The 24,667-nt window shown below is 54.8% G+C and carries 24 protein-coding genes and 1 tRNA gene; 11 read left to right on the forward strand and 14 right to left on the reverse strand.

What is annotated here, in order from left to right; translation table 11 throughout:
* Positions 1-18 precede the first annotated feature (18 nt).
* The 8 genes from P8935_RS15960 to P8935_RS15995 form a co-directional block, all read right to left on the reverse strand.
* Positions 19-1,125, reverse strand: coding sequence for a glycosyltransferase (locus tag P8935_RS15960; protein WP_348261291.1), 1,107 nt, complete (start codon positions 1,123-1,125; stop codon positions 19-21).
* Positions 1,126-1,175: 50 nt separating this feature from the next.
* Positions 1,176-1,673: a DoxX family protein gene (locus tag P8935_RS15965; RefSeq protein ID WP_348261292.1), complete on the reverse strand. Its 498-nt coding sequence runs from the start codon at positions 1,671-1,673 to the stop codon at positions 1,176-1,178.
* Positions 1,674-1,716: 43 nt separating this feature from the next.
* A complete protein-coding gene (locus P8935_RS15970; RefSeq protein WP_348261293.1) occupies positions 1,717-2,433 on the reverse strand; it encodes a DUF2071 domain-containing protein in 717 nt (238 codons plus the stop codon).
* 60 nt (positions 2,434-2,493) lie between these two features.
* Positions 2,494-3,396 carry a DNA-binding domain-containing protein gene (locus P8935_RS15975; RefSeq protein WP_348261294.1) on the reverse strand — a complete coding sequence of 301 codons (903 nt, stop codon included), beginning with the start codon at positions 3,394-3,396 and terminating at the stop codon, positions 2,494-2,496.
* Complete coding sequence (locus tag P8935_RS15980; RefSeq protein WP_348261295.1) at positions 3,393-4,289, reverse strand: DUF692 domain-containing protein; 897 nt, start codon at positions 4,287-4,289, stop codon at positions 3,393-3,395. The genes P8935_RS15975 and P8935_RS15980 overlap by 4 nt, the downstream gene beginning before the upstream one ends.
* 150 nt (positions 4,290-4,439) lie before the next feature.
* The gene (locus tag P8935_RS15985) at positions 4,440-4,739 is read right to left on the reverse strand and encodes a hypothetical protein (RefSeq protein ID WP_348261296.1); all 300 of its coding nucleotides are present in this window, start codon (positions 4,737-4,739) and stop codon (positions 4,440-4,442) included.
* Positions 4,740-5,028: 289 nt separating this feature from the next.
* Positions 5,029-5,265, reverse strand: a complete 237-nt coding sequence (locus P8935_RS15990) for a zf-HC2 domain-containing protein (RefSeq protein WP_348261297.1) — start codon at positions 5,263-5,265, stop codon at positions 5,029-5,031.
* Positions 5,262-5,891 carry a sigma-70 family RNA polymerase sigma factor gene (locus P8935_RS15995; protein ID WP_348261298.1) on the reverse strand — a complete coding sequence of 210 codons (630 nt, stop codon included), beginning with the start codon at positions 5,889-5,891 and terminating at the stop codon, positions 5,262-5,264. Before P8935_RS15995 ends, P8935_RS15990 begins: the two co-directional genes overlap by 4 nt.
* Before the next feature lie 190 nt (positions 5,892-6,081).
* Here P8935_RS15995 and P8935_RS16000 point away from each other — a divergent pair, with 190 nt between their 5' ends.
* From P8935_RS16000 to P8935_RS16035, 8 genes are all read left to right on the forward strand, one after another.
* Positions 6,082-6,405: a zinc-ribbon domain containing protein gene (locus tag P8935_RS16000; RefSeq protein WP_348261299.1), complete on the forward strand. Its 324-nt coding sequence runs from the start codon at positions 6,082-6,084 to the stop codon at positions 6,403-6,405.
* Positions 6,406-6,775: 370 nt separating this feature from the next.
* A complete protein-coding gene (locus P8935_RS16005) occupies positions 6,776-7,867 on the forward strand; it encodes an ABC transporter permease (RefSeq protein WP_348261300.1) in 1,092 nt (363 codons plus the stop codon).
* The gene (locus P8935_RS16010; protein WP_348261301.1) at positions 7,860-8,519 is read left to right on the forward strand and encodes an ABC transporter ATP-binding protein; all 660 of its coding nucleotides are present in this window, start codon (positions 7,860-7,862) and stop codon (positions 8,517-8,519) included. The genes P8935_RS16005 and P8935_RS16010 overlap by 8 nt, the downstream gene beginning before the upstream one ends.
* Positions 8,516-9,271: an outer membrane lipoprotein-sorting protein gene (locus P8935_RS16015; RefSeq protein WP_348261302.1), complete on the forward strand. Its 756-nt coding sequence runs from the start codon at positions 8,516-8,518 to the stop codon at positions 9,269-9,271. The genes P8935_RS16010 and P8935_RS16015 overlap by 4 nt, the downstream gene beginning before the upstream one ends.
* Positions 9,272-9,277: 6 nt before the next feature.
* Positions 9,278-10,288, forward strand: a complete 1,011-nt coding sequence (locus P8935_RS16020) for an alpha/beta hydrolase (protein ID WP_348261303.1) — start codon at positions 9,278-9,280, stop codon at positions 10,286-10,288.
* 279 nt (positions 10,289-10,567) lie between these two features.
* Complete coding sequence (locus P8935_RS16025; RefSeq protein WP_348261304.1) at positions 10,568-11,503, forward strand: sugar phosphate isomerase/epimerase family protein; 936 nt, start codon at positions 10,568-10,570, stop codon at positions 11,501-11,503.
* Between the two features lie 65 nt (positions 11,504-11,568).
* Positions 11,569-12,840 carry a Gfo/Idh/MocA family oxidoreductase gene (locus P8935_RS16030; RefSeq protein ID WP_348261305.1) on the forward strand — a complete coding sequence of 424 codons (1,272 nt, stop codon included), beginning with the start codon at positions 11,569-11,571 and terminating at the stop codon, positions 12,838-12,840.
* 516 nt (positions 12,841-13,356) lie between these two features.
* Positions 13,357-16,650, forward strand: a complete 3,294-nt coding sequence (locus P8935_RS16035; protein ID WP_348261306.1) for a choice-of-anchor D domain-containing protein — start codon at positions 13,357-13,359, stop codon at positions 16,648-16,650.
* 167 nt (positions 16,651-16,817) lie between these two features.
* Here P8935_RS16035 and P8935_RS16040 read toward each other — a convergent pair.
* A tRNA-Asn gene (locus P8935_RS16040) sits at positions 16,818-16,892 on the reverse strand.
* A 423-nt stretch (positions 16,893-17,315) separates the two neighbouring features.
* On the opposite strand from P8935_RS16040, the gene P8935_RS16045 reads away from it, so the two are divergent.
* The 3 genes from P8935_RS16045 to P8935_RS16055 all read left to right on the forward strand — a co-directional run bounded on the left by P8935_RS16045 (position 17,316) and on the right by P8935_RS16055 (position 19,185).
* The gene (locus tag P8935_RS16045; protein ID WP_348261307.1) at positions 17,316-17,546 is read left to right on the forward strand and encodes a hypothetical protein; all 231 of its coding nucleotides are present in this window, start codon (positions 17,316-17,318) and stop codon (positions 17,544-17,546) included.
* Positions 17,547-17,681: 135 nt separating this feature from the next.
* Complete coding sequence (locus P8935_RS16050) at positions 17,682-18,089, forward strand: OsmC family protein (protein WP_348261308.1); 408 nt, start codon at positions 17,682-17,684, stop codon at positions 18,087-18,089.
* Between the two features lie 598 nt (positions 18,090-18,687).
* A complete protein-coding gene (locus P8935_RS16055) occupies positions 18,688-19,185 on the forward strand; it encodes a hypothetical protein (protein ID WP_348261309.1) in 498 nt (165 codons plus the stop codon).
* Positions 19,186-19,629: 444 nt separating this feature from the next.
* Here the strand turns inward: P8935_RS16055 and P8935_RS16060 are convergent, their stop codons facing one another.
* From P8935_RS16060 to P8935_RS16080, 5 genes are all read right to left on the reverse strand, one after another.
* A complete protein-coding gene (locus P8935_RS16060) occupies positions 19,630-20,049 on the reverse strand; it encodes an isoprenylcysteine carboxylmethyltransferase family protein (RefSeq protein ID WP_348261310.1) in 420 nt (139 codons plus the stop codon).
* 16 nt (positions 20,050-20,065) lie between these two features.
* Positions 20,066-20,467: a hydrogenase gene (locus P8935_RS16065; protein WP_348261311.1), complete on the reverse strand. Its 402-nt coding sequence runs from the start codon at positions 20,465-20,467 to the stop codon at positions 20,066-20,068.
* 383 nt (positions 20,468-20,850) lie between these two features.
* The gene (locus tag P8935_RS16070) at positions 20,851-21,462 is read right to left on the reverse strand and encodes a DUF5666 domain-containing protein (protein WP_348261312.1); all 612 of its coding nucleotides are present in this window, start codon (positions 21,460-21,462) and stop codon (positions 20,851-20,853) included.
* Positions 21,463-21,519: 57 nt separating this feature from the next.
* Positions 21,520-23,229 (reverse strand): LTA synthase family protein, encoded by a 1,710-nt coding sequence (locus P8935_RS16075; RefSeq protein WP_348261313.1) that lies wholly within the window; start codon positions 23,227-23,229, stop codon positions 21,520-21,522.
* A 1,146-nt stretch (positions 23,230-24,375) separates the two neighbouring features.
* The gene (locus tag P8935_RS16080; protein WP_348261314.1) at positions 24,376-24,606 is read right to left on the reverse strand and encodes a cold shock domain-containing protein; all 231 of its coding nucleotides are present in this window, start codon (positions 24,604-24,606) and stop codon (positions 24,376-24,378) included.
* Positions 24,607-24,667 lie beyond the last annotated feature (61 nt).

Genomic DNA, 24,667 nt, shown 5'->3' on the forward strand with positions numbered 1-24,667 from the left:
CGCTGAGCGGACACTTGATTATCGACAAGCAGGAACTAGCCGAAAGTAGAGATCTTCCCACTCATCGGCTTTTGCGTTCATGTCGAAGTGATGGCGAATTCGCGCTCGCGCAGCATCGCCGATTGCTTGGCGCTGCTCTTCGGTCATCCGCATTACACCAGACATGGCCTGGGCCAGCGCCTTCGAGCTTTTCGACGGAACCAGCACGCCCGCATCGCCGACTAGTTGAGCAACGCCACCGACTTCAGTTGCTACAACCGGCTTCCCGGCGGCCATGGCCTCCCCGACAACGAGCGGCATGCCTTCCCAAGCCGAACTCAACACAAAGGCGTCTGCGGCATTCAACAGAGCGGGCATGTCATCGCGCAATCCCAGCCAACGCAGGTGCGGAGAATTGCCCGTTGATTCCGCAAGGCCCTGGAGGCGTTTCTCTTCGAGCGCAGTTCCCTGTCCGGCGATCCACAGTTGAGCGGAAGGAAATTCAAAACGCAGCAATGTGAAGGCTCGCAAAAGATTTGGATAATCCTTTGCTGGCGTGAGGCGGCCGGCGGCGAGCCATACGAAACTGTCTGCCGCATTCAACTGCGCGCGTACCTCAGCGCTACAGGCTGTGGACGGCTTGAAACTGTCGCTGTCGATTCCATTCGTGACGACTGAGCACTTGTGCCTCGGTACAGCGCCGATTTTGATCTGGCGCTCGGCGACCGCATCACTCACTGCGGTTGTGTGCATGCACAGGCGGTCGGTGAGGCCATAGAGAGTTGCCCGCCACCACCTACCCTCGTAGATGTTATGAATCGTGGAAAGCACCGCAGGGGCAGAACCGAAGATGTGAAGTATGCGCGCAGCCATATTCGCCGGGAAGGTATGGCTATGAACAATGTCTGGACGAAAGCTGCGAAGCTCACGATGCGCGCGGGCGAGTCCGGAGCACACTCCCCGCAGAGACTTTCGCATATCAACTCGAATGACTTTTATCGAAGTGGGCCACTTGTGCGTCTCAACCGGCTTGAGCACAAGCAGAAAGACATGATGGCCTCGACTCGCCATTCGTTCCGAGAGGGCAATCACCTGACGTTCTGCGCCGCCTCTGCCGAGTGAAGTTAGCACGTAGGCGATGCGCATCGTTCCTTCAGCCCTCCGCAGAGTTGGAAGGACGATGATAGCTCGAAGGATTATGCGGGGCTGTGTGCGCGCTCACGGTCTGGCAGAAATCTTCGGCGCAGTAGCGTATCGATGGCGAAGAGTCCCGGCCCGAGAATAAGGATGAGGAGAGCGGCGAACCAATCGTTGTAAGCGCTCGCACCCTGGAACTTGTCGGGATCGGTAATGACCGCAAAGAAAGCACCCTTCTCCGCTGCGAGAAAAGCCACGGTCATGTTGATGAAGAGGACGAGCGCCGTGATGCGTGTGAAGAGGCCGATCGCGAGCGTGAAGCCACCGATAAGTTCAACCAGCGAGACAAAGATTGCAGTCTGTGCAGGCATCGGGAGATTGAGCGTTGAAAAGTACTCGCCGACGCGGTTCAGATTGTGGAGTTTGTTCCAACCGTCGATGGAAAGTTGCAATCCCCAGTAGAGCCGGATCGCGAGCAGAAGCGGACTTCGCAGATGTGCCATCGCAGATGCGAAGCGGTCATAGCAACTCTGTGCAATGTTTACGATGTCGCTCATAGTTCCCTTTCAATCTTTTCTCGTTTGTTGGGAGAGATCGGTCTCAGAAAATTCGAGAGCCCTTAAATACGGTCACAGCGGAACCTTCCGCGAGGAATGCTGAATCAGGAGGATTGGCCAAAACCTTTGCAAATCGCGCACCGTAATATCTCTCCGCAGGTCCCCTAAATTGCGCGGTTGTAGCGTTGCTCACTTTCCACTGCGGATGCTCGACTTGATATTCCTTCGTCCCGCCTTCACCCTGCGCCGCATAGCCCCAGTAGTGTTCGGTGATGAATTGCGCCAGTGAGCCTTCCGCTGGAAGATACTCGTCCGCGGAAGTCTCTGCGGATATGGTGCATCGATCCGATCCTGATCCCCAGGAGAACTCCGCAATCGTGCCGTTTTCGCTGCGCTCAACGCGATGAGACATGGGCACCGAAGAATAGCGTTCGCCATAGGCGAGCCTGGCGATGGCAGCAACCGCGAATTTCGGCACCAATTCGCGAATGAACACCACTCCTCTCCTCTCACCGCGCCGCACATAAAATCGCAAATTCACTTCTTCAAAAGACTGATGAAATGGGATGGCGCGCCCGAGAATCCGTGTCTCGTTGAATTCGAAACCGATGAGGCTCACATACGTCTTGCCGGCAAACTGATCAAGCACCGTACCGGCGGGCACAAATTCCGCCAGCAATTCAGGATCGACGGCGTAGTTCAGCATCAGCAGATTTTTCCATTCAGCCGTGAGAAACGTGCGCTGCTGAGCGATTGTCATTCCATCTTTAAGACATCGGAAGTGGTCTTGGAGTTACAGGCAATTATCGAGAGTTAGCATTCACGCGTGCAGGTCTTCGATGTCTGGAGCGCAGATCCAACCAAGTTCCGACCAGTTTGTGAACAATTGCCGAACAAGTTGCGGTCGCTTGGCGCTGGGAACGCGTGAACTGGTAATGCCAATCTCAATCGCCTGCGCCAGCGGCATGCCCGAGCGGATTGCAGCAAGAGTCTGAAATTCACCGCGCTTCAGGCCTAGATAATAGACCGAAAAATCAACGCGGTGCGCAGCCAGCCAAGTAGGCCTGGGACGCAAAGGCGGTAGCTTTGCAGGAGCCTCTCCATCATCCTCATGCTTGACGCCGGCTTCGCTGGTTTGGCGCTTCTCGTGTTTATGCAGTTTCAGAACCAGATCATCTACCGGAAATTCGAGCGCCACCAGTTGTAGATGCGGCTGTAACCCCAACTTCGAAGACCCATCGAGAGTGGAGATCTGTTCAAGAGTCAGTGGATCGCGCTCCGCGCCGTCGAATGCTTCGACAAAGGCCCACTCCATACGGGCAACATCATGCGCGAGGCGGGCGCGACGACCGGCGAAATGCGGGTTCTTGCTGAGCCACTCTGCCAGATGCGATCCAAGATTACGAAGTGAAAATGAGCGGCTGGGATGTTCGCTCAGATAGGCAACTGACATCGCTTCGAAAGAGCGTGCGCCAATAACGGAACGCAGTGCCGGGAAATCTTCTGCCAAGGCTCCAAGCACGCGGAACCAGTATTGGCGGTTGTAAATCTCAAGGCGTTCAAAGGGTGACAGTTTACTGTTGGGTGCGATAAAAGTGGCGGCCACCTGATCCATCGGGCGACCGTCGGGTGATTCGCGCCCCATCTCTTCATCTGGAGTGAGGGGCATCATGACGGCACTTGCCATCTCACGCTGCAACTGTGCGAGGGTCATGGCATTCATTGCGCCGGCTCCAGCAGTTCCCCTTCCAAGGACGCCTGCACGACGCTTGAGGAGGAGTCGGAATACATCTTCAGATATCGATTAGCCTTTAAGGCTTCAGAGTGAACCTCATCGAAACTGGGGATATGGTCGTCCCATTCCAGCAGCGTGGGAGTCGGTCCACAACGCTCGATAGCACGTGCGTATAGATCCCACACGGGATCGATGACGGGATGATCGTGAGTATCGAGAATGTATTTCTCGTATTTCGAGTGACCGGCGATGTGAATCTGGGCCACGCGATGCGCCGGCACAGCAATTACGTAGTCCATTGGATCGAATTCGTGATTCACTGACGAAACGTAGATATTGTTTACGTCAAGCAGGATGCCACAGTCGGCGCGCTCAACTACTTCATTGAGGAATTCCCACTCGGTCATTTGTGAATCGGTAAACGCTGCGTAGGAACTCACATTTTCCACGGCAACCGGAATCTCGAGATAGTCCTGCACCATACGAACTCGATCAGCGGTGCGCGCCACCGCCTCCCATGTATACGGCAGCGGTAAGAGGTCGTGCGTGTAGGTACCATCGACGGAGCCCCAGCAAAGGTGATCGCTGAGCCAGGGAGTGCCGGTGCGTCGCACCAGCGTCTTGAGCCTTTTGAGATGTTCTGGATCGGGTTCGGTCACCGATCCGAAGTACATAGAGACGCCATGTTGCACCACGCGATAGCGTTCGAGAATCTGATCGAGCATGGCCAGTGGGCGGCCACCATCGATCATGAAATTCTCAGAAATGATTTCAAACCAGTCGACCACGGGCTTGCGCGAAAAAATGTGTTGGTAGTGCGGAATCCTGAGACCGATCCCGACGCCGTGGTTTTGAAAAGCATTGAAACGATTACCAGACATTTGAAGTGAGTTCTCAGTTCCGAGTTCCAAGTTGACAGTCGCGGTCAGTGAACAGAGACCCTGTGTGTCCCACGCAACTTGTCGGGTAACCCCGCCATCAATCGCGCGAAGCCGCACTGATCACTGTTCACTGATCGCTGATCACTGCAATTAGACGAACTTCGGCATCTTGGAGCCGTCGGTCGCGCAGCCGCCCTTGCCCTTGCAGCTGTTCTTCTGCTTGCAGCCGTTATCGCTGCTCTTGCAGCCGCCCTGGCCTTTGCAGTCATTCTTGCCCTTACAGGAGTGCTTGGGTGGCTTGTCGGCATTGGTATAACGCAGTCCGGCCTTAGCCGCCTTAACCGTCGTGTTCTTTGCGTTGTCCGTGGTGGTCGCATGAGCTGCGACGGTTCCGCCCATCAGACCAGTCAGAGCAGCGGTGAGCAGCATGGCATTCAGTTGGTTCTTCATGTGAAATAGACCTCGCTCGGGGGTTGAGGCGGGGAAGCCGCCGGTTATGGCTAAGCAACATGCGTCTGGAACGCGATGTCGCACAGACTGTAGCACGCACTCTAGGAGTGCAAGCATGCGCGAAAGGTTACAAGGAAAGGGGCAAGACTGAAAATGAATTTCTTTGCACCGGTTTCCTCTCCTGATGAACGGGCCCATTCGACGATCAGATTGGCTTGAATGGACTTTTACTTTGCGATCCTGCTTTAAATACACTGGCGGCCATAAAACACAGCCACTGGGACGGTTTTTATGACTGAATCTCTCTGTCGATGTGCGCATGGAGCCGATCGCTGAAGCCCGCCGGAAGCTCAAACACCCGGTTATCGGCCATCAGGATAACCACGTTCCGCGTGGAGTCGAGGACAGCGGAACAGATTTCGCAAGTCTCAAGATGGCGATCAATGTCGGCGCGCACAGCCGGGTCCACGTCGTTGTCGATGTAGGCGGAAATGTGCTCCCATACGTGATTGCAGTCGATTCTCATGTGCGCCCCCCGAACCAGCCTTTCCCTTTGGGGGCAAATCCTTTCAGTCGTGGAGCCAGGTTTCGCTGCAAGAGCGCGCGTGCCCGATGCAGACGAACCTTAACCGCGGCCTCGCTGATTCCGAGTGCGGCAGCGGTTTGGCGGATATCCATCTCTTCGATGTCCCTGAGCACGACAACGTTACGGTAAATCTCCGGGAGGCCGTCGATCGCTGAACGCAGAAGTGCACCCAACTCCTTTTGTTCCAATGCCTCTACGGGGATTTCGCGCCAGCTTGTGAGGATTGCAGGAGTGTAATCGCCGGTTTGTTCGTCGGTGCCAGCCTCAAGCGAATCTTCGCGGCGAGAGCTTATCTTGCGCAGCCTCCCCAGCCCCTCGTTGCGGGCGATGGAGAGCACCCAGGTGCGGAATTGCGCATCCCCGCGAAACTTGTCGAGATTCTGGTAGACCTTGATTACGGTTTCCTGCGCCACGTCTTCCACGTCGGTTTCATTCTTGAGGAGCGACAAAAGAAGGAAGTAAATCGACCTTTCGCAGGGCCGGATCAGGTCATGAAAGAGGTGCTTTTCGCCCGCCAGGATACGGCGGATACATTCGGCCTCGAATTCCGGATTTTGCATGGTCATTCGGCCATCAACGTTTGATTGTGTACCATTATGAGCGCTGTTGAGCAACTATATCGCGCCGCCTTAGCCGCTCGCCAACCCGGTAAACCCTTTGAATGCGATCGTTAAGTTTTTGAAGCCAAACCAAATTCTTATATAAAAATTACCAACTCGTATGTACAATCGCCACGAGGACACTCAGAGGACAACCATGGCCGGAGATATTCAACTTACGTGCAGTGACTGTGGACAGGATTTTACGTTCACCGCTGCGGATCAGGCGTTCTTCCAGGAACGCGGTTATTCGACCCCCAAACGCTGCAAGCCTTGCCGCATGGCAAAGAAGAGCGAACAAGGTGGGGGAGGCTCCGGGTATCGTCCGGCTCCATCCCATGGAACACCTGTCATCTGCTCCGGCTGTGGCCAGCCCACGACTGTTCCATTTGAACCACGCGGCGATCGTCCGGTCTTCTGCCGTGACTGCTACCAGGCTCGTAAAGGCAGCAGCAGCGGCGCACGCTCGGGACGCTATTAGGGTGCATCGGCGCGGATGCCTTCAAAAAGCATCCGCGTTCGTACTTCCTCTGACGCAAGACAACGCAAGCTGAAAACACACTGCAAGCTGCCGACACGGCTCTAGCCGGGCAGGCTGTTTCGCGGAACTCCTGTTGTGTGTGTTCTGAATTCTGCCGCAAGCTTCCCGAAATAATGAGTCGAGTCAGTTTCTCCGCGCGGAATTCGTCTCGCCGGCACATGTGACGTCGCCATAAAACTCAGGTAGACATTGCGCCGGATGACCGCTACACTGCGCAGCAGAGACCTCTCAATCCAGTTCAATCTCTCCGGTAATTCTCAAACGAGCCATGGCCACTCAACTTACCTTCGTACGGTTCGCATGGAGGAACTTGTGGCGGAGGCGACTGCGGACTCTGCTGACGCTGGCAGGAATTGGCATGGCAATGGGCGCATTCGTTGGCCTCGTAGGCTTCTCGCGTTCCTTCGAGCAGGCGTGGCGACAGATGTATTCAAGCGGCGGCACCGACATTGCCGTGGTCGCGCAGACTTTTTTGAATACGTCGGTTGATCAGTCTTTGAGCGGGACTTTGCGCAAAATGCCCATCGTTGCCGATGCCGCGCCAATGTCATTCAGCTTTCTTGCACTCACGACGGACTTGAACGCTCTGTCTTATGGCTGGGGCTCAGACACGTTTGAGTTTTCAGCGATATCGATGGTCGCGGGCAGACGCTTTCGTGACGGCCAGCCAGAGATCATTCTTGGCGAACTGCTGGCAGACAGCACTAAAAAGCATGTCGGCGACACGCTTGAAATACAAGGGTCGAGCTTTAAAGTCGTCGGCGTGTTTCATGGCAATAACGCGCTGGAGGCGGGTGCCGTGATCATGCCGCTTGACCAGATGCAGAAATTGAGCAGCCTCGAAGGCAAGGTAACCGCCATCCACGTCCGGCTCAAGCCGGCACCCGCCGGTGAATCGGCAGAGCACTATATCGCGCGAGCCAAAGCGCAGATTGAGGCAGCGCTACCCGGACTTCGGGCCGTGCCCGCTGCCGAGCGTGCCAGCAATAACCAGTTTGTGCAGCTGGCTCACGCGATGGCGTGGGGAACTTCTTCGATTGCCTTGCTGATTGGCATTCTGGGAATCGCAAATACGATGGCGATGTCGGTTTTCGAACGCACGCGCGAAATTGGTATTCTGCGGGCGCTTGGATGGAATAGCCGCCGGGTACTCCTACTGATCCAGATTGAAGCAGCCGCACTCGGCTTAGCCGGAGGCATTCTTGGGATCGGATTTGGATTCCTCGCTCTGAAAGTACTGTCGCGTCTTCCCCAGACGGCGAGCGTGGTTGCTGCCACGTTTTCTATCCCGATTCTGGTGGAGTCACTGGCCATCGCAGTCTTGGCTGGCCTCATCGCAGGGATCATTCCCTCCTGGCGAGGTGCACGGCTGTCGCCCGTCGAGGCACTTCGCTATGACTAATCCGCAACTCGAATTGCGCTCGGTCACGAAGCATTACGATGATGGGCGTGTTGAAGCGTTGCGTGGCGTGGACATGATCGTAGACTCAGGAGAATTCGTCACGATCAGCGGGCCCAGCGGAAGCGGCAAATCGACGATCCTGCATTTATTGGGAGGACTTGACACGCCGACAACGGGCACGGTCCTGTTTCAGAATTCGCCTCTCGGTGGCGCATCGGACACAGATCTGTACCGTTCCCGGCATATTGGATTCATATTTCAGGCGTTTCATCTGATGCCGACACTGAGCGCGCTGGAGAACGTGCAGGTGCCCATGATGGCTGTCAAAGGAGCCAACCACCATGCGGAGCGCGCCGAGTCGCTGCTACGCGGAGTTGGGATGCAAGACCGGCTGCATCATTTTCCCAACGAACTCTCCGCCGGCGAACGGCAACGCGTTGCGATTGCACGGGCACTCGCAAACTCTCCCAGCATCCTGCTTGCTGACGAGCCAACCGGGAATCTTGATACAGAGAATTCCGCGCGCATCATGAGGATTCTTACCGGCATCCAGGAAGAACGCGGGATGACCTTGATTGTCGTGACCCACGAGAACGACATCGCCAATTCCGCGCCCCGACACATTCGCATCCGCGACGGCAGGATCGAATGATGAGAATTGGTGGGTTGGCAGTCTTTGCAGCTTTGCTAACCGTCACTGCGCACTGCGCCGACGTGCGCGCCGTGCTGGCGGAACCTCGCAAGCAAATTGAAACCGCCGACTATCGCATCGTCGGCCGGATTGTTCGCGTCGATGCCAATGGCACGCGTACAAATCTCGCAGTCAACGTAAAGGCTCACTGGTTCACCGGAGCTCTACACATCGTTCTCGATGTAACGTCTCCTCAGCCCTCCCGATTTCGCTTGCTGATGGAGATGCGACCCGACGGTCGTGTGTCGATGAAGATTGCTCATCCCGGCGACAAGGAGTTCACCGGCCTTCCCTTTGAGCAATGGAATGGGGGTCCGTTCGGCCCGAGTTTCAGCTACGAAGATTTTCTAAATCCTGAGTTGTATTGGCCGGGCCAATCCTTGGAGAAAGCAAAGTACGGAGCGCGCGATTGCGATTTGTTGACCAGCACTCCGGGCCCGGACGATCGAACTCACTACGCGAAAGTGCAAACATGGCTCGACCACACGATTGCTTTCCCTGTTCATGCCGAAAAGACGCTGAAGGAGTCTGGAGCCGTGAAGGAGTTTTCGTTTATCGGGCTGCGGCGGGAAGGTGGCGTCTGGTCCGCAAGCCAGATTGAAGGTAAGATGCGCGGTGAGCGCGGATCAACTCTATTTCTACTGGAGCGAGGAAGTGCGAAGGCGAATCTCAAGCCGGAGGACTTCCGCGGCGAAAGTCTCCTGAAGTTTTAGTTTGACATGATGATATTTCTCCTGATCGTTGGCGGCGTTGTCGCGTTGATGGCCCTCGGCTACGCCTATCATGTAGCCGCGTCGCGACGCGATCGCCGCCGATTCACGAACACGGGCAGGTGGATTGAACTCGGCGACCGGCGCAAACTCTTCGTAGTTGAGAAAGGAACCGGATCCCTAACCGTCCTCTTCGACTCGGGAATCGCCGCAACTCACTTGAACTGGCGCGATATTCAGCAACAGGTTTCCCAGTTCGCGTGCACATTGTCTTACGACCGATTCGGCCTTGGCTGGAGCAGCGCATCGTACACCGACCGCACACCTGCAAATATCGCACGGGAACTACACGAGGCCCTTCACTTCGCGAACATCAAGCCTCCATATGTACTCGTCGGACATTCCTTCGGCGGAATGGTAATGCGACGCTTCGCACTTCTCTTCCCCACTGAAGTGATCGGCCTGGTACTTGTTGATCCTATGCGCTGCTGTGAATGGCCGCCGATCAATGCCGGCAGGCAATCGACACTCAACCGTGGCGTACGATGCATGCGTTATGCGATTCCCGCAGCGTACGTTGGCCTGGCTCGTCTTGCCGTCACATCCGCGCTGTGCGGCTCCGGTAACCTTGCTCGCCGCGTAGCAAATGTAAGCGGCGAGGGTGGGCAGTATGTTCTGGGACGCGTAACCGGCGAGCTAGCCAAGATGCCCCGGGCCATCTGGCCTGTCATTGCGGCGCATTGGTCTCGACCCGATTTTTACAAAGGAATGCAGAGCCATATCGAAGCGGTCCCGCAGACCGTTCGCGAGATGTGCGATGCCGGGCCCATCGCCGACGTTCCTATCCTCGTGCTCACTCCCGGAAGGTCAACACCCCTCGATCAGGATGAGCTCAACCGTATCGGCCCCAATATCCGAGAGGTCATCGCTACTGAAAGCGCGCACTGGATCCATCTCGATCAGCCCCAGTTGGTCGTGCAATCCATTCTTGAGATGACCCAAAGACGCTTAGGGATCTGACCAGTGAAGGAGTCTCCGTTTATCGGCCTGCGCCATAAGGGCGGTCCGCAAGCCAGATTGAAGCAAGATGCGCGGACAAGGTGGAACCCTGTTTCTTCTGGAACGAGAAAGCACAAAAGCAAATCTCAAGCCAGCGGACTTCAGGGCAGGAAGTCTTTTGAAGTTCTAATCGGCCACGATATATTCGTTCACTTGCAGAGCGGTGGGGGAAACGCTTAGATTTCAGACGTTACCCGGAGAGGAGATTTCCTCCGCAGCTGTTCATTAGAAAGGATCTGCATGGATCGCCGTACATTTTTATCTGCGTCATCTGCTGCTGCAATTACTACCGCACTTCATCCCGGTCTCGGATTTGGCGAGCCGGACCTGCCGAGCCTGAAACCAATGGAACTAGGCCTGCTGGTGAGCCCTTACGGAGATGCAGAAGCGACCATCAAGCGCGTTCATGATATGGGGTTCAGCAATTGCTTCCTATCCCTCGATGGCTACATCAATAAATTTACGACGGAGGCGGCGAAGGAGATCGGCGATCTGCTGGGGAAATACCAGTTGGTTGCAACCACGGTTGAGGTAGTGGGCCCCGGGCCTCTCGAATGGAATTTCCTGCAAGGGCCCGCCACCATCGGCGTGGTGCCTCCAAAGACGCGTGCAGCCCGCATCGATGCATTGCGACAGGTTTCAGATTTTGCGAAGCTGCTCGCCATCCCCCAGGTGCAGACGCACTGTGGATTCATTCCCGAGGATCCAATGGACGCCCTTTATCCGCAGGCGGTTGAGGCTATTCGTAAAGTCGCGGAACATTGCCACGGCAACGGCCAGCATTTTCTGATGGAGACGGGACAGGAGACGCCGACTACGATGTCGCGCGTGATTCGGGATGCAAATTTGCCGAATCTCGCGGTGGGGCTGGATACTGCAAACCTGATTCTTTATGGGAAGGCTAATCCGGTGGATGCGGTAGATATCCTCGGCAAGCACGTGCGCAGCGTGCATGCAAAAGACGGCAAGTGGCCGACCGATCCGAGCAAGCTTGGTGAAGAAGTCATGATCGGCAAGGGCTTGGTGGATTTCAAGACGGTGTTTACCAAGTTGCACAAGCTTGGCTATACAGGCGCGATCACTATTGAGCGGGAGACATCGGGTCCGCAGCAGGTTGAAGATGTAAAGAACGAGAAGCTTTATCTGCAGAAGATACTGGATGAAGTGATGGCCTGACGCGAGTTGCCTGCCCAACCAAACATGCACGAAAAATCGAAATTTATTTAAGAACGCGAGGACACATGAATCGTCGGGAGTTTTTGCAGACAGGATCGGGGGTTGTTTCAGGCATGCTTTTGCTCAATCCACGGACGGCTTTCGGATATGAGGCGAATTCGGCGGTGCGACACGGTTTGCTGGGATGCGGCAACCGCGGCACTGGCGTCGCCACGTCGTTTGCAAAAAATACTTCTGCACGAATCGTCGCGTTAGCGGATATCTTTCCAGATAACCTCGCTGCCGGGCGCGAACACTTCAACAAGGTAAATGAAGGTCTCGGACAGCCTGCGATCGACGGCAAACTTCTCTTCAAAGGGCCACATGCGTTTGAGCAACTGGCGGCCTCACCCGATGTAGACCTGATTCAAATTTCGACGCCGCCGTTCTTCCACGTTCAGCATCTTGAGACGGCTGTTGCTTCAGGAAAACACGTCTATTGTGAGAAGCCGGTGGGTATCGATGTCGCACAGGCAAAGCACGCGCTGGAGATTGCTAAACGCGTCAAATCAAATCAGAGTGTCGATATTGGTTTTCAGTGTCGCAATGCCCCGCCAATCGCAGCTCTGGCTGAAAAGATCAAAGCCGATGCGCTAGGCAAGATCGCCACCGTTTCAGGCAACTACAACGCTCCTGCGTCAACGGAGAAAAAGCGCGAGGGCGAGGGTAAAGACGAATACCGACTGCGCAACTGGCTCTGGGATCGAGTGCTCTCGGGAGACATCCTGGTTGAGCAGAATATTCACATCATCGATTTGTGCAACTGGATGCTAGGCGCTCATCCGTTGAAGGCAACGGCAACGGGCGGCCGCAATGTACTTACGCATTTCGGCGATTGCTGGGATAACTATCAGGTTGACTTCACATATCCGAACGATGTGCACTTCTCATTTGCCTCGACACAATTCGGATCAGACAATGTATTCGACGCGGGACTGAAGTTATTTGGCGCGAGTGGTTCAGCGACATGCCCATACTCCGGTCCTATCGCGATTACGGGCGCGAACGCATGGACATACCAGGATTCCGCAGCGACGGCACCGGGCTCGGGAAAATTCGCAGCCAATGGCGCTTTCCTCGATAATCTCGAGTTTGCTGACCGCGATAAGGAGAGAACTTTTATCGCAAGCATTGTGTCCGGTCCCGTTCACAACCAAATAGCAGAGGGTGTGCAGACCGCGTTGAGTTGCATGCTAGGTCGCATGGCTGGCTACCAGAAGCGCGAGGTGACCTGGGAAGATCTGCTGGCCCACGGCGAGCATTATGAACTCGGCTTTAGCGTGGATCAATTTGCGTGAGATGGGGGAGTTGCAGCATTAAGTGGGCGATCAGGTTAGTCGACCGAACAAACCCTCTAGCCTACTTATGCAAAACGAAATGTAATTTGAATGCAATTTCTTGAATAAGTTTGATCAACTGAATGGGTGTTTTGACCCATAAGTACAATTTATTTCTTTAGTTGAAATTAGTTGTACAAAGTGTTCTTTTTGAACGCTTTTTCCTCACGTCGTTTTACAATCACACCAACTTAAAGCTGAGCGTCCGCATCACAGCAAGCGGGGTGGTGTGCATTAAATCAATGTGGACCAATGTAAGCAAGTCTGGTACTCCATGGGCCCCCAATCGGGATAGCGGTTTTCGCCGATTTGACGAACAACTGAAGTTCCTGACGTAGGTTGTCTGCTTGCCTCAACGATTGATTTAAGCCGTCTGACATTGGAGTTGCCATGACACGCACACTTTTTCCCAACCGGAACTGCGCCCTCACATATAAACCACTACGTCAACCACTGCGGTTTGCGAAATCAATATGCTTGAGCAGCAGTCGGCTTCGGCGCGCCTTCACCATTGCGGGACTGGGTGTGATGTCTTCCGCGATGTGCCTGGCGGCATCAGTTTCGCCGACTAGTTATAGCTGGGCTTCGGTGGCTGTGGGAAGCAAAGGCGCGCAAAAGGTTGTCACGCTTACTAATAATGGAACGACAACTCTGACCATCAGCAGCATCACGCTCACGGGTGCGAACGCCCAAGATTATGCGATTAGTTTGAAGACCTGCGGTACGAGTTTGGCAGTTGCGGCGAGTTGCACTGCAGGCATCGTCTTCGCCCCTACGGTGAGCGGTACTCGCACCGCCACACTGAATTTCAATGACAGCGCCAGCCCCAGTCCGCAAACCGTCGCACTTTCGGGATTAGGTACCGGTGGGACAAATGGAGGGGCCAGCGCTTCCGTGAGCCCGTCAACTTTGAGTTGGGTGTCGGTAACGGTCGGCAATAAAGGCGCAGCGAAGGCGGCTACCCTGACCAACGGTGGCACCACTTCGATAACCATCAGCAGCATTACGTTGTCAGGTGCCAATCCGGGCGACTATCAAATATCCAGCAAGACATGCGGAAGCAGTCTCGCCGCGGGAGCAAGTTGCACTGCAAGCGTCGCTTTTGCACCCATCACGAGCGGTACATTGACGGCGACTCTCAACTTCACTGACTCTGCAACAAATTCCCCGCAGTCCGTCGCGCTCTCTGGATACGCGCCGGGGGGGACGAGCGGGAGCGCCTCGGTGAGCCCATCGTCCCTTTCATTCGGTTCGGTGAATGTGGGCTCAACCAGCGCGGCCCAGTCTTCCACGCTCACCAACGGCACTAGCTCTTCGATCACGATCAGCGGCGTCTCGCTTACCGGCACGAATCCTGGTGACTTTATCATTTCTGCCAAGGCTTGCGGTTCAACCCTTGCTGCTTCGGCAAGCTGCGGGGTGTCGGTCGAATTCAAGCCGACAACCACCGGAACGCGCTCAGCCACACTTACCATTTCTGATTCAGCGACCAATAGTCCGCAGACCGTTGCGTTGTCCGGAACAGGCGGTAGCACTTCGGGTGGCAGTGTGACCGTGTCGCCTTCGGCGATCGGCTTCCCTGGCACCGCCGTTGGATCGACTAGCACAGCCCAGTTAGCGACCTTGAGCAATGGCACGAATTCATCCATCACCATCAGCGGCGTTACCCTCGGCGGGGCCAACGCCGGGGACTTTTCCATCAGTAGCAAGACATGCGGCACCAGCCTCGCAGCCTCAGCAAGCTGCTCGGCGAGTGTCGTCTTCAAGCCAACTGCGAGCGGAACGCGCACGGCAACGCTATCCTTCGCGGATTCGGGCAGCGGAAGTCCGCAAGTCGTAACCCTGTCAGGATCGGGTCCATCCTCGAGCTTCACAATTGCTCCGACCAGCCCTGATGTGATCGTCAACGATGTGGTTCAATTCTCCGCTACAACCAACGTGACGTGGTCCGCCTCCTGCGGCTCAATTTCGAGCACTTCGGGAATCTACACCGCGCCTTCTAATACCGGATCCTGCACCGTGACGGCAACAGAGGTCGGCGGCAGCGCCACAGTCTCCACGTCCGCCAAAATTGTTGCCAAACCAACTTCCGGTACGCTTGGCATATATCCCACCACCGCAGCAGTCTTCGCCGGGTCGACTCAGATCTTCCAGGGTCAACTTTCAAGCGTGCCAGATGGAAATTCGCTAACCTTCAGCGTTGACGGTATCGTGGGCGGAAACGGATCGGTGGGAACGATCACCAACGAAGGTGTGTATACGGCGCCCTCGTCTGCGGGTAAGCACACCGTTACGGTTCGGGACAACTCACTCGGTAGCAGCGTGAGCGGATCGGCGACAGTATTCACGAACGTGGCGGTGGACTTTGGCTCGCGCTCCTCAGCCCTGCATCAGATCCCGTCCCACTTCTTCGGTGCAGAGCGCATCAACTCGATGCATAACACGGCGGATCTCGATCTGATCAAGGCAGGCGGCTTCAATTACGCCCGCCTGTATGCCGGAATGGCCCAGAGCTTCCCCACCAGCTCAAGTTCTAACTTTAACGGAATCGACGGAACGATCCGGTTCATATCGGGTGGCGGTATGCACATCATGCTTCAGGTCTATCAGACTCCACCCTTTTTGCAGCCCAGTCCCAATCCATGCGGCACAGGACAGAATGGTAACAACGTCTATCCAACAAACGTGAACACTTGGGCTCAACTCGCCGCACAACTCGTCAAGCACATGGACGAAACATTTCCGGGTGTCGTGACTGATTACGAAATCTGGAACGAGCCGAACACCACCGCTCTCTGTCACGCACCGAATGGCGACAATCTCAGTGCCTATCTCGCCCTGTACAAGGCAGCGGCACCGTTGATGCGCGCTCAGATCGCAGCTGACAAGTCAACCGCACGTGTCGGCGGACCCGCAACCGCAGGTATGCAATCCGGATGGGTGAGCGCAATGCTTGCGGATCCGGTGATCTCCCAGAACATCGACTTCTTGAGTTACCACGACTACATGTTTTCAAGTTCAGAGTTGGGCGCTCAGTGGAACACCTACAACAGCGCGACGTCGGTCTACCAAAAGACGCAAAACACCGGCAACGGACCTCTGCAGGTCTACAACTATGCCACGCGCCTTGTCGCAGCGGGAAAACAGCCACAGGGTAAAAACCTGCCCATCTACAACACGGAATACAACCTGAATTGGGATTATTCCCACAACTGCTGCCAGAATGATCCCACCTACTCGCCAGTCTGGAACGCAATGTACATTTCAGATGTCCTGAACTCGGTCTACGCCGGTGCTCCCAATACACCGCAGCATATGGTGTACTTCGCAGCCACCGCACCGCCCTTCTGCCTGGTCGGCCAGATCGATGCCAACATGGATTGCACGTACGGCACTAACCCGCAACCGTATCCTCAGTACTTCCTTTACCAGCTAATGGGATCCACCAATTATCTCGGCCTTGAAAATGGCGGTACCATGGCGCAAAGCATCGCGCCTTCAACGCTCGGCAACGGGCTCGTTGTGACGGCGTTCTTCACGTCAGGCTTGGATGCCGTCGTGCTTACTAACCCGACAGGCGAAACGCTCACCAACGTTCAGGTCAACATCTCAAATACCGGGTTCACTTCGGCCTCCGCGACGCTCTATCAGATCGTGAATGGACGTTCGATGGAAAGTTCGAGTCTGTCGCTTCAATCAACGGGAGGAACGTCGTATTCAACTACTGTGAGTATGGGGCCATACTCGGTGCAGGCTATTTCGATTCGCTAGCGTTGGATGGAATCGCCATTACAGGGGGCAAGAGGCAAGACGAAGATGCGCCTGGATTTTTCAGGCGCATCTTCGCATCTGAGGGGCCTGACAGAAAGGAACTTCAAGGATCGCAACTGATTCTGCGAAAGTGACTTCAATTGAAATCGCGGAATTCGCACAAAATTTGGCTCCTCAGGTAGGACTCGAACCTACAACCCTTCGGTTAACAGCCGAATGCTCTGCCATTGAGCTACTGAGGAGTGAGTGGCGTTGAATTGTCCTCTATAAAGTTAGCAGACTGAGCGGGATGCGTCAAAACTGGAGCACAACCGGAATTGCAAGCGCTGAATACCGATTCAAGGAGGCGGGAGGTGTATCTCGCACATCCGCCATCTGACTGTATTCAGACGTTTTCGAGGATAATAGCTCACTGGAGTGCGGAATCTGCTCGGCTTCGGATCGGGTTCGCATCGACCGCTGTTGGAATGGTCGCGTCACGATCGCAAGAAGAGTTCAAGAGTTCCTTGGGCTGTCGTCAGAATTCGCAAGCCTTGGTGGATCATCGACACGAAACTCATCAGGACCAATGCTACCCGCCGGGTCGAACGTCTGGCTCGAAGACTTAGTGAGATTGAACCAGAGCCGTGTCCCCGTCAGATATTCTGGAAGCTGCTGGAGGAGCGATGTCCCGAATATCCAAACTCGATTGCAGCGAAGTGACCCCCGACCTGGCAGCCCTCTTCGACAAGGTCTTCGCTCAGCGCGGGAACGTCCCGAACATGTTTCGCGTGATGGCACACAGGCCGGAGATTTTCGCCACCATGCAGGCGCATTTTGGAGCCGTGCTAAATACGGGCACGGTGTCTACGAAGCTGAAAGAGTTCAGCTTCTCCTATCAGCACGAGTCCAAATAGAGGCAAATCAAAGGGGAAGCGGTCGCCGGAAACGGTTCAGTCCCCTGCCCTGCCGGGAATCTGGATAAATCTAGCCGCATGAAGGGAGCCCACGTGGCTCCCTCATTTCTACATCAGTGCAATACGATAGACGGTATGGTTCGCATTCAAACGGAATATCAGGGTGACCTCCACTGCACGTCAGTGCATACTCCATCTCAAACTGAACTGGCTACAGACGCGCCTGTCGACAATCAGGGTCGAGGAGAGAGCTTCTCCCCGACTGACCTCATAGCGACCTCACTCGGCACGTGCATGCTGACCACGATGGGCATCGTTGCCAGAACTTTGGATGTTGACCTCATCGGAGCCACGGCGACTGTTGAGAAGGAAATGAGCAGCACGCCACCGAGAAAAGTTAGCCGCTTGACGGTCTCGATTCGAGTCCCTCGGACAACCAGCCCTGAGAATCAGCGACGGCTTGAAAATGCAGCGCACACATGCCCGGTGAAAAAGAGCATCCACCCGGACATAGAGACGCCAATTGAATTTGTTTGGGGTTGAATCAGGAGCAACAACATCTGTCAAAGAAAACCCAGTGGGCGTTGGTCCCACAAACGTACCCGAGACCATACCCGGCTACTTGTGGCACATTGACGGAAAACCGGACGTTCTGAACCGTGTTGACGTCGTTTAGAACCTCATGGAGCAGAGACTTATAGACCGCATCGGTGACCAGCACCCTGTATCCGTTGAGGACGCCCCCGAGCTTAGCTGCGATGTTCGCAGCCCTTCCAATCCAAATGATGTCATTGTCAATCCTCGGACTCGCACGACCATGCATAAACCTCGCTGGCATCAATCGACTGGTTTAGATTGGGGAACGAGAATTTGGTGGAAGAAAGTTGTTATTTGTACGCCACTGTGAATGGCATCGGCATTGATTGCCCTTCGATGAAAACGCCCATCAACCTTTTACCATCGAAGCTACGCACTTCACCACCGTTGTCGAGGGCTTTGGGACCGCAACAACGGCGTGTTCTGCCTCTGCAACCAAAGTAACCTTTCATTCCTCTTCTGTGCCTCCGACTCGACTTATTGGGGATGGGATTGGAAGTGCCCCAATGCTACGTTGAATCCACAACGCGAAAGTTGCATTGTCATGCAGACAGAAGACAATACCGCCGAATTCAAGACGAAAGTCACTTCGATCCACGCTGGTGCGAGAGAACGTCTCGTGAAGCGACTGACTCGATGGCTCTGTCCTGAGCAGCGCGCCGCGAACCGGCTCGTTGCACCTCCGCTAATCGCCTACCTCGGAACCGTTCGCGGTTCAAAGGAATTCAGAATCGGCGATTTTAGCGTTTCCGGTTTCTACATGATCACTGAGGAACGTTGGATCGCTGGAACATCGTTTCCAGTTACGCTCGAGCGTACCGATCCGGAAGGCATGGGCCGAAGCTTTACCGTGACTGCAACAGTCGTGCGGGCTGGAGAAGACGGCATCGGATTCTCCTTTGTTCCTCCCGCCACCGATGAGTACAGCAATGAATCCGGAGGCACCTCGTCAACTCTCGTTGACCTTACCCAACTCGCCCAATTCCTCAATGGGCTTCCCCTTACTCAATGCGGCGCTGAAGCTCTCAAACGCGCATCCTAAGTAGCGTTAATAACCGAGAGCTTGACACGCACAAATCGCGATTGTCTTCTTCCTGGTTTGCATTGTCAGGTTGGCCTGACCGGATTTCACGAAGTATAAGCAGTCAGCCGATTCCCCTTGGTGAAACAGCTCGCCGTGTTCAGGGAGGACCATCATAGATCGGCCTAATGATCCGCTTCGCCAATTCATGGCTGCTCCTTCCCAACGATGGAAGCTGCATCGATCTACTGACGTTCCTCACCAACGGAGTCGTCAAAGCTCGGAACGCATCCGGCGAACTATTCGGGTTCGAGCGAGCAAGAGCAATCAGCACCGGATCTGCCTAACACATCGCACAAGCCGCTCTGGCTTTTGGCCAGGACGACGACATCACTGTCCTCACCCTCCAGTACGCTTCGGCCCGCGTTCTGCGTGCCTGAACCTTTGACAACAGCAGACTCCAAGTCAAAACCATGTTTGCTTTCGGTAGATGAGATAAGTCTGCCCAAACTTCTCTTGCAGGACCTTTGCCTCCCGATCCGATCGAATCAATTGCAGGACGAGCAACATCACGAATGGCACGAACAACCAGTACAGATGTAGGGCCACGATCACGCCTAACCACATAACGCCAACGAATACATAGATGGGATTCCGAATCCGTGCATAGAGACCGTGCGTAACAAGTTGCTTTGCCTGGGGCGAGACTGAAAATGATCTTCCTAACTGAAGACGAGCGGCAATGAACAGAAAATACCCGGCAATCGCTACGATGCCTCCTGCAATTCTTAGTGTCGTCCAGGGTCGCTGTCGTAGGCCGGGCACGAAGAAATAAAGCAGAAGGCAAACAACCGGAACGACCAGTGCGGGGATTGGGATTTTCATTTATAGGAGTTCCAATTCATCTCACTACCTCTTTGCGAAGACCCCAAAGGACCAGGCAAGACGCTATGACGATTGCAATACCGACTGACATGAAGCCACCCGTAACGATGGTCTCTTGCAAAGGTTGTCCCCTGTAACCAGCCCCGGTGATCGGCGAAAGGGCGCCAGTTCCCAAGATTGCGGCGAGTGCGGTGACAAACCAATTCACGTACGTTCCATAAAGCACAGTCCAAAATGCGATGGTTGAGGCAGTCGGTGACAGTCGAACGTGCTCCCAAATGCCACCCAACGCAAGTAGAAAGATGCCATTCATCACGCCTTCCAGGTGCGCCGCAAGTCCCATCCTTACATTGGCAAAGTGCTGCTCTGCGAAACCAGTCAATAGCCCTAGCATAAACAGGCACATGCCATGGAACATCAACCTTTTTCCAGTTCTTCCCATACTTGTTAGCTTCCTTTCCTCACGTAAACCACTCCGGAGCAAAAGGGCAAGTTGAGTCGGGGCAAAGCGTGCTTTTGCGCGGTCACTCATCCTAACATCAACCTGAGGGAACTTATCTTCGCTTGAGCAGATCGCAAAGCGGTGGGAACCTGCCTCCCAATTGGGGTAGTAGGTGGTTCGTGGCCAACCCGGAAGCTATCAAATGGTAACGTCCGAGCAGGCGGTTGACCGGCCTCAATTCGGCGACGGTCGTTCGATGTCGTCGATCACAAGAGAATTTGGAGTGCGGCCAGGCTTTGATTGTTTCAACATGTTCGTCGTGTCTTGCGCCGGGCAATGCGGTCGCACTGAGTCATTTACTAATTGCCACTGACCATCCCTTGTATCCTGATGGTCTTCGCGACCGTGGAATCATTGCGTTGCAGCCCTACTTCGACGCGTTCGCCTCGCCGTAGGTCCGACAGAAGGGCGGGATCACTGTGGAAGAGGACCGAACTGCTCGTGTTGACCACAAGCGTGCCAACGCTCCCATCCAAGTGCTGAATCGTAATCGACCCGTTCTGAACAGCTGTGATTACGCCGGATGTCCACGTCTTGCCGTAGTTCTCCATTCGCATCCTGAGCGGTAGGGACTCCGGCATCAGTTCAATCACCTCGGCATCCACCGTGCGCGCCTGCATATCAAACAAGCCGTGGACGAAGATGGCGCTGCCCGGTTGGACCGCGCCCTCACTTAACGACTGGCCTTCCTTTGTGAACCGTGTACCAGACAGGATACGTACGGTGAATGTGACATGTTCGGGAATCGCAAGGCTGATCTGCGTTGGGCTCACCTGTGTGGCAATGCCCGCCTTGCCGCGAATGTTCATCACGCCGATATGCGCTCCGGAGTCAGATTGCGCAACCTGGACAGCGAGCATCCCTGCGGGAGCGAGGATCAGAACAGCGGCGAAACAAGCGCAAGCGCTCATACAATTTTCCCTCCCTGGGGGCGAACTGCTTTCACAACGAAATCACCATAAGTGATTTCAGTCTTTAAGGGTCGCCACTGAACTCGGCTGCAACCGCGGCATTGCAGATACCCACCAGTCTCCATCCAGCCTCGCCATTGATTGGATGGACGTGATCGCGGCGCGTTCCTCCTCTGAGCCTGCCGGGACCATACGCATGGCACTCTCATCAAGGGAATCTCCTGTAAACACATAGCCTGCGGCCTTATTCCACACGGTGAAGACACTCTTTTGCTCAAACCCCTCGGCTCCAAGGTAATCTCCAGCCCAGAGAAAAACCTTTCGTCGATTTTGTTCTGTTTCCCAGATTGGCAAACCCTCCTCAAACCCTCGCCCGGTTCCGAGACCGATGAGATCAAGCACCGTTGGGGCTATGTCGATATGCGATGTCACCTCCCGAATTGTTTGCCCCTGCTGCAGTGCTTGGGGGGCAAAGACCAGAAGAGGAACATGAAACGAATAATCCGGCAGTCCAAAAGTTTCAAAGGAAGGATCCTCAGCTGAAGCCCTTACTCCATGATCGCCCGTTACGACGATGATCGTGCGATCGAGCCGGCCATCTTCTGATAGTTGCCCCACAATCTGACCAAGCCATTGATCTTCCAGTCTGAGCAGCGATCTTGCGCGATTTGCGAGTGACGTCTCGGTGCCGTTGTGCAGAATGTCGGGCCAGGGGGCATGACCAATTTGAGGTGAAAAGACCGCGAGGTATGGCTGATGCTCTACGGCATCTCTGTGCGCATCCCGCATCAGCATATGCAAGGCATCGAGATCACGCCGAACGACATCTTGCCAATACGGCATTCCAATGTGATCACCTCCTGGAGCTGATCCACTGGAGAATATATGGTTAAACCCAATCGCCGAGTACATTGCATCCTCGAAGTGGTTCTCGAATGGATGCGGAACATAGTAATGCGTGTCATAGCCCGCAGATTTGAGAGCACGCACCAGCCCTGGTGCCTGCCTGGGAGAACCGCCGAAATAGATTGGGTTTGGAGGATACATTGATGTGAGAATGGAGAAGGTTGCCTTGGCCGTATAGGGAAATGTGGAGTAATGTCTGCTCCCGATCCAAGCATGCGAGGCTAGTTGTTTCAAGGTTGGAAGGTCGTCCGACGGCTCAAACGAATCGTATCGGTATGGTGCGGTTTCAAGTATAAAAACGATCACGTCGGATCCGCGAGCTTTGCCGAAATACCTCTGATCAGGTTCTCTCGGGGTGGAATTCGCCACTACCTCATACTCCATGTGCAAAGACTCGGAGGATTTCATGGCGGCTTTTTTGCCCAAGTCCTCATCTCCGCCCAAGGCAAATAGCGCTGCACTGATTTCGGATTGACCGAGCCACGTTCTTCCAATGGCGGTGACCCTACCAAATGTGCCCAGAATCGCCCCAGCAACAATGAGCACAGCAATGGCTCTCGCGCCTGCATTTTCGAGGGCCGACCCTGCGCGAGGCGAACTTTGAGAATGGTGGATAGCAACTGCAAGCACCACGATGAATCCGATGAAGCATGCCCACTCCAAGAAGATGTGTGTCCCGCCGTAGGAGAGAATGTACTCCGGATGTGCAATGGCCCAATGAGCCGTGTCATCGATGAGATACCACGGAATAAAGTGCCCTACGTTTTTGAACGCCTGCATTTGGAAGAGGATTTCGAGCGATATGAGAATGCTGAACAGCGCGACAAATGCAGACCGAAGCTTTCGAGGAACAATGAACATGAGAAGTATGAAGACTATTGGGACAACCGCGAAGCCCACCAGTAGATCTGCTGAAAAGACCGTTGCTCTCTCTAAGGCAGTGAAGTGAGACGCCGCAGGAGCAGTACTTGAACGGTGGAATGCATGCGCGAGGATTCCCCACTGTTTTTCATCAAGGATCCTGAATTTGACAAAGATTGCCAGTACCGCAACTGGAAGCCAAATCGCCGTAAAGATCAACTTATCGAAGGATCCGCGATAGATCCTCTTAACCAAGGTCAGAGGGGAAAGAACACTAACCGGCGAATTTGGGTTTGCCTTCTCGGCAGACCCGCGAGAAGTTTGATATCTCACAGGAAGAAACCCTGATCCGCCGAATCATACACCGCAAATCATGGACTTGTAAGATTAGTTTCTTCTCCCCTGCAACTGCGACTCCCGAATGGTTGTTTTGCTGGCAGTGGCGTCAACGGCGGCTAATAAACCGTACATTCGGCGACCGGCACGAAGACAAGTCTGCCGAGTCCCCGCCAAAGGAAGTGGCCCCAAAATTGGGGTGATTTCTGGATCGGACACAACCCGCCCGCCTCGAATCGCTCGGTGGTGAGACGTGACCCTCGTCACATCTGCTTTCATGTCGGGCTGGGCATCATCTCCAAACGTTAGCAGTAAGGAATCTCTTCGCTACTACACAGAATCGTGAGGCAACATGTACATACCTACAGTAGGGGAACAGGTTTATGTGGACGAACGCAGAGGTATCTTCGTCGTCGCATGGGTAGACGGTGAGACTCAAACAGTAGATTTAATCCCTTCCACCGGAAGTGCGGAGAGGGAAGAATATGTCCCTGGGCAAAAGCTCCTCGGTTGTTGGAACCCGCGCATCGAAACAGTCAACTCTGCTGCGGGACTGATGCGATGAATACCTCCACAACGCTAATTCCAACCGAAAAATACAAAACAGTCGGAGCCCTCGAATTAGCGAAATTTGACCCGAAAATGTGGCTGGCTCTGAGAGTCACTTGTCCGACATGCAAGGTGCCCCCGGCGTTCCTTGCTTCCGAAAATCGAACGGTGGAGCGACGATTCAGCTTCTGCAACCGCACACAAAGCGATGAGCTACGGCCCGGCGTAGCCACTAAGACTGCCTTCTGCCCCGCTTCGATCTCAGGCAGTCCCGCGGTCTGCGTGCTTGAGGCAGTTCACTTCTTCCGCCTGTGGACCCTTTTGCCCTTCGACAATGTTGAACTCGACTTCGTCACCTTCTTTGAGCATTCTGTACCCGGACGACTGAATACCTGAATAGTGAACGAAGACATCTGGCCCGTCTTCCCGTCCGATGAATCCAAAACCTTTGGCGCTATTAAACCACTTAACTACACCTTTGTGTTGAGCCATAGACTCCTGCCCTCCTTGCATATCGGTCTGGTTGCGAACCGGGCAATGGGATGCACGTGCC

The organism is Telmatobacter sp. DSM 110680, assembly GCF_039994875.1.
Lineage (GTDB): Bacteria > Acidobacteriota > Terriglobia > Terriglobales > Acidobacteriaceae > Telmatobacter.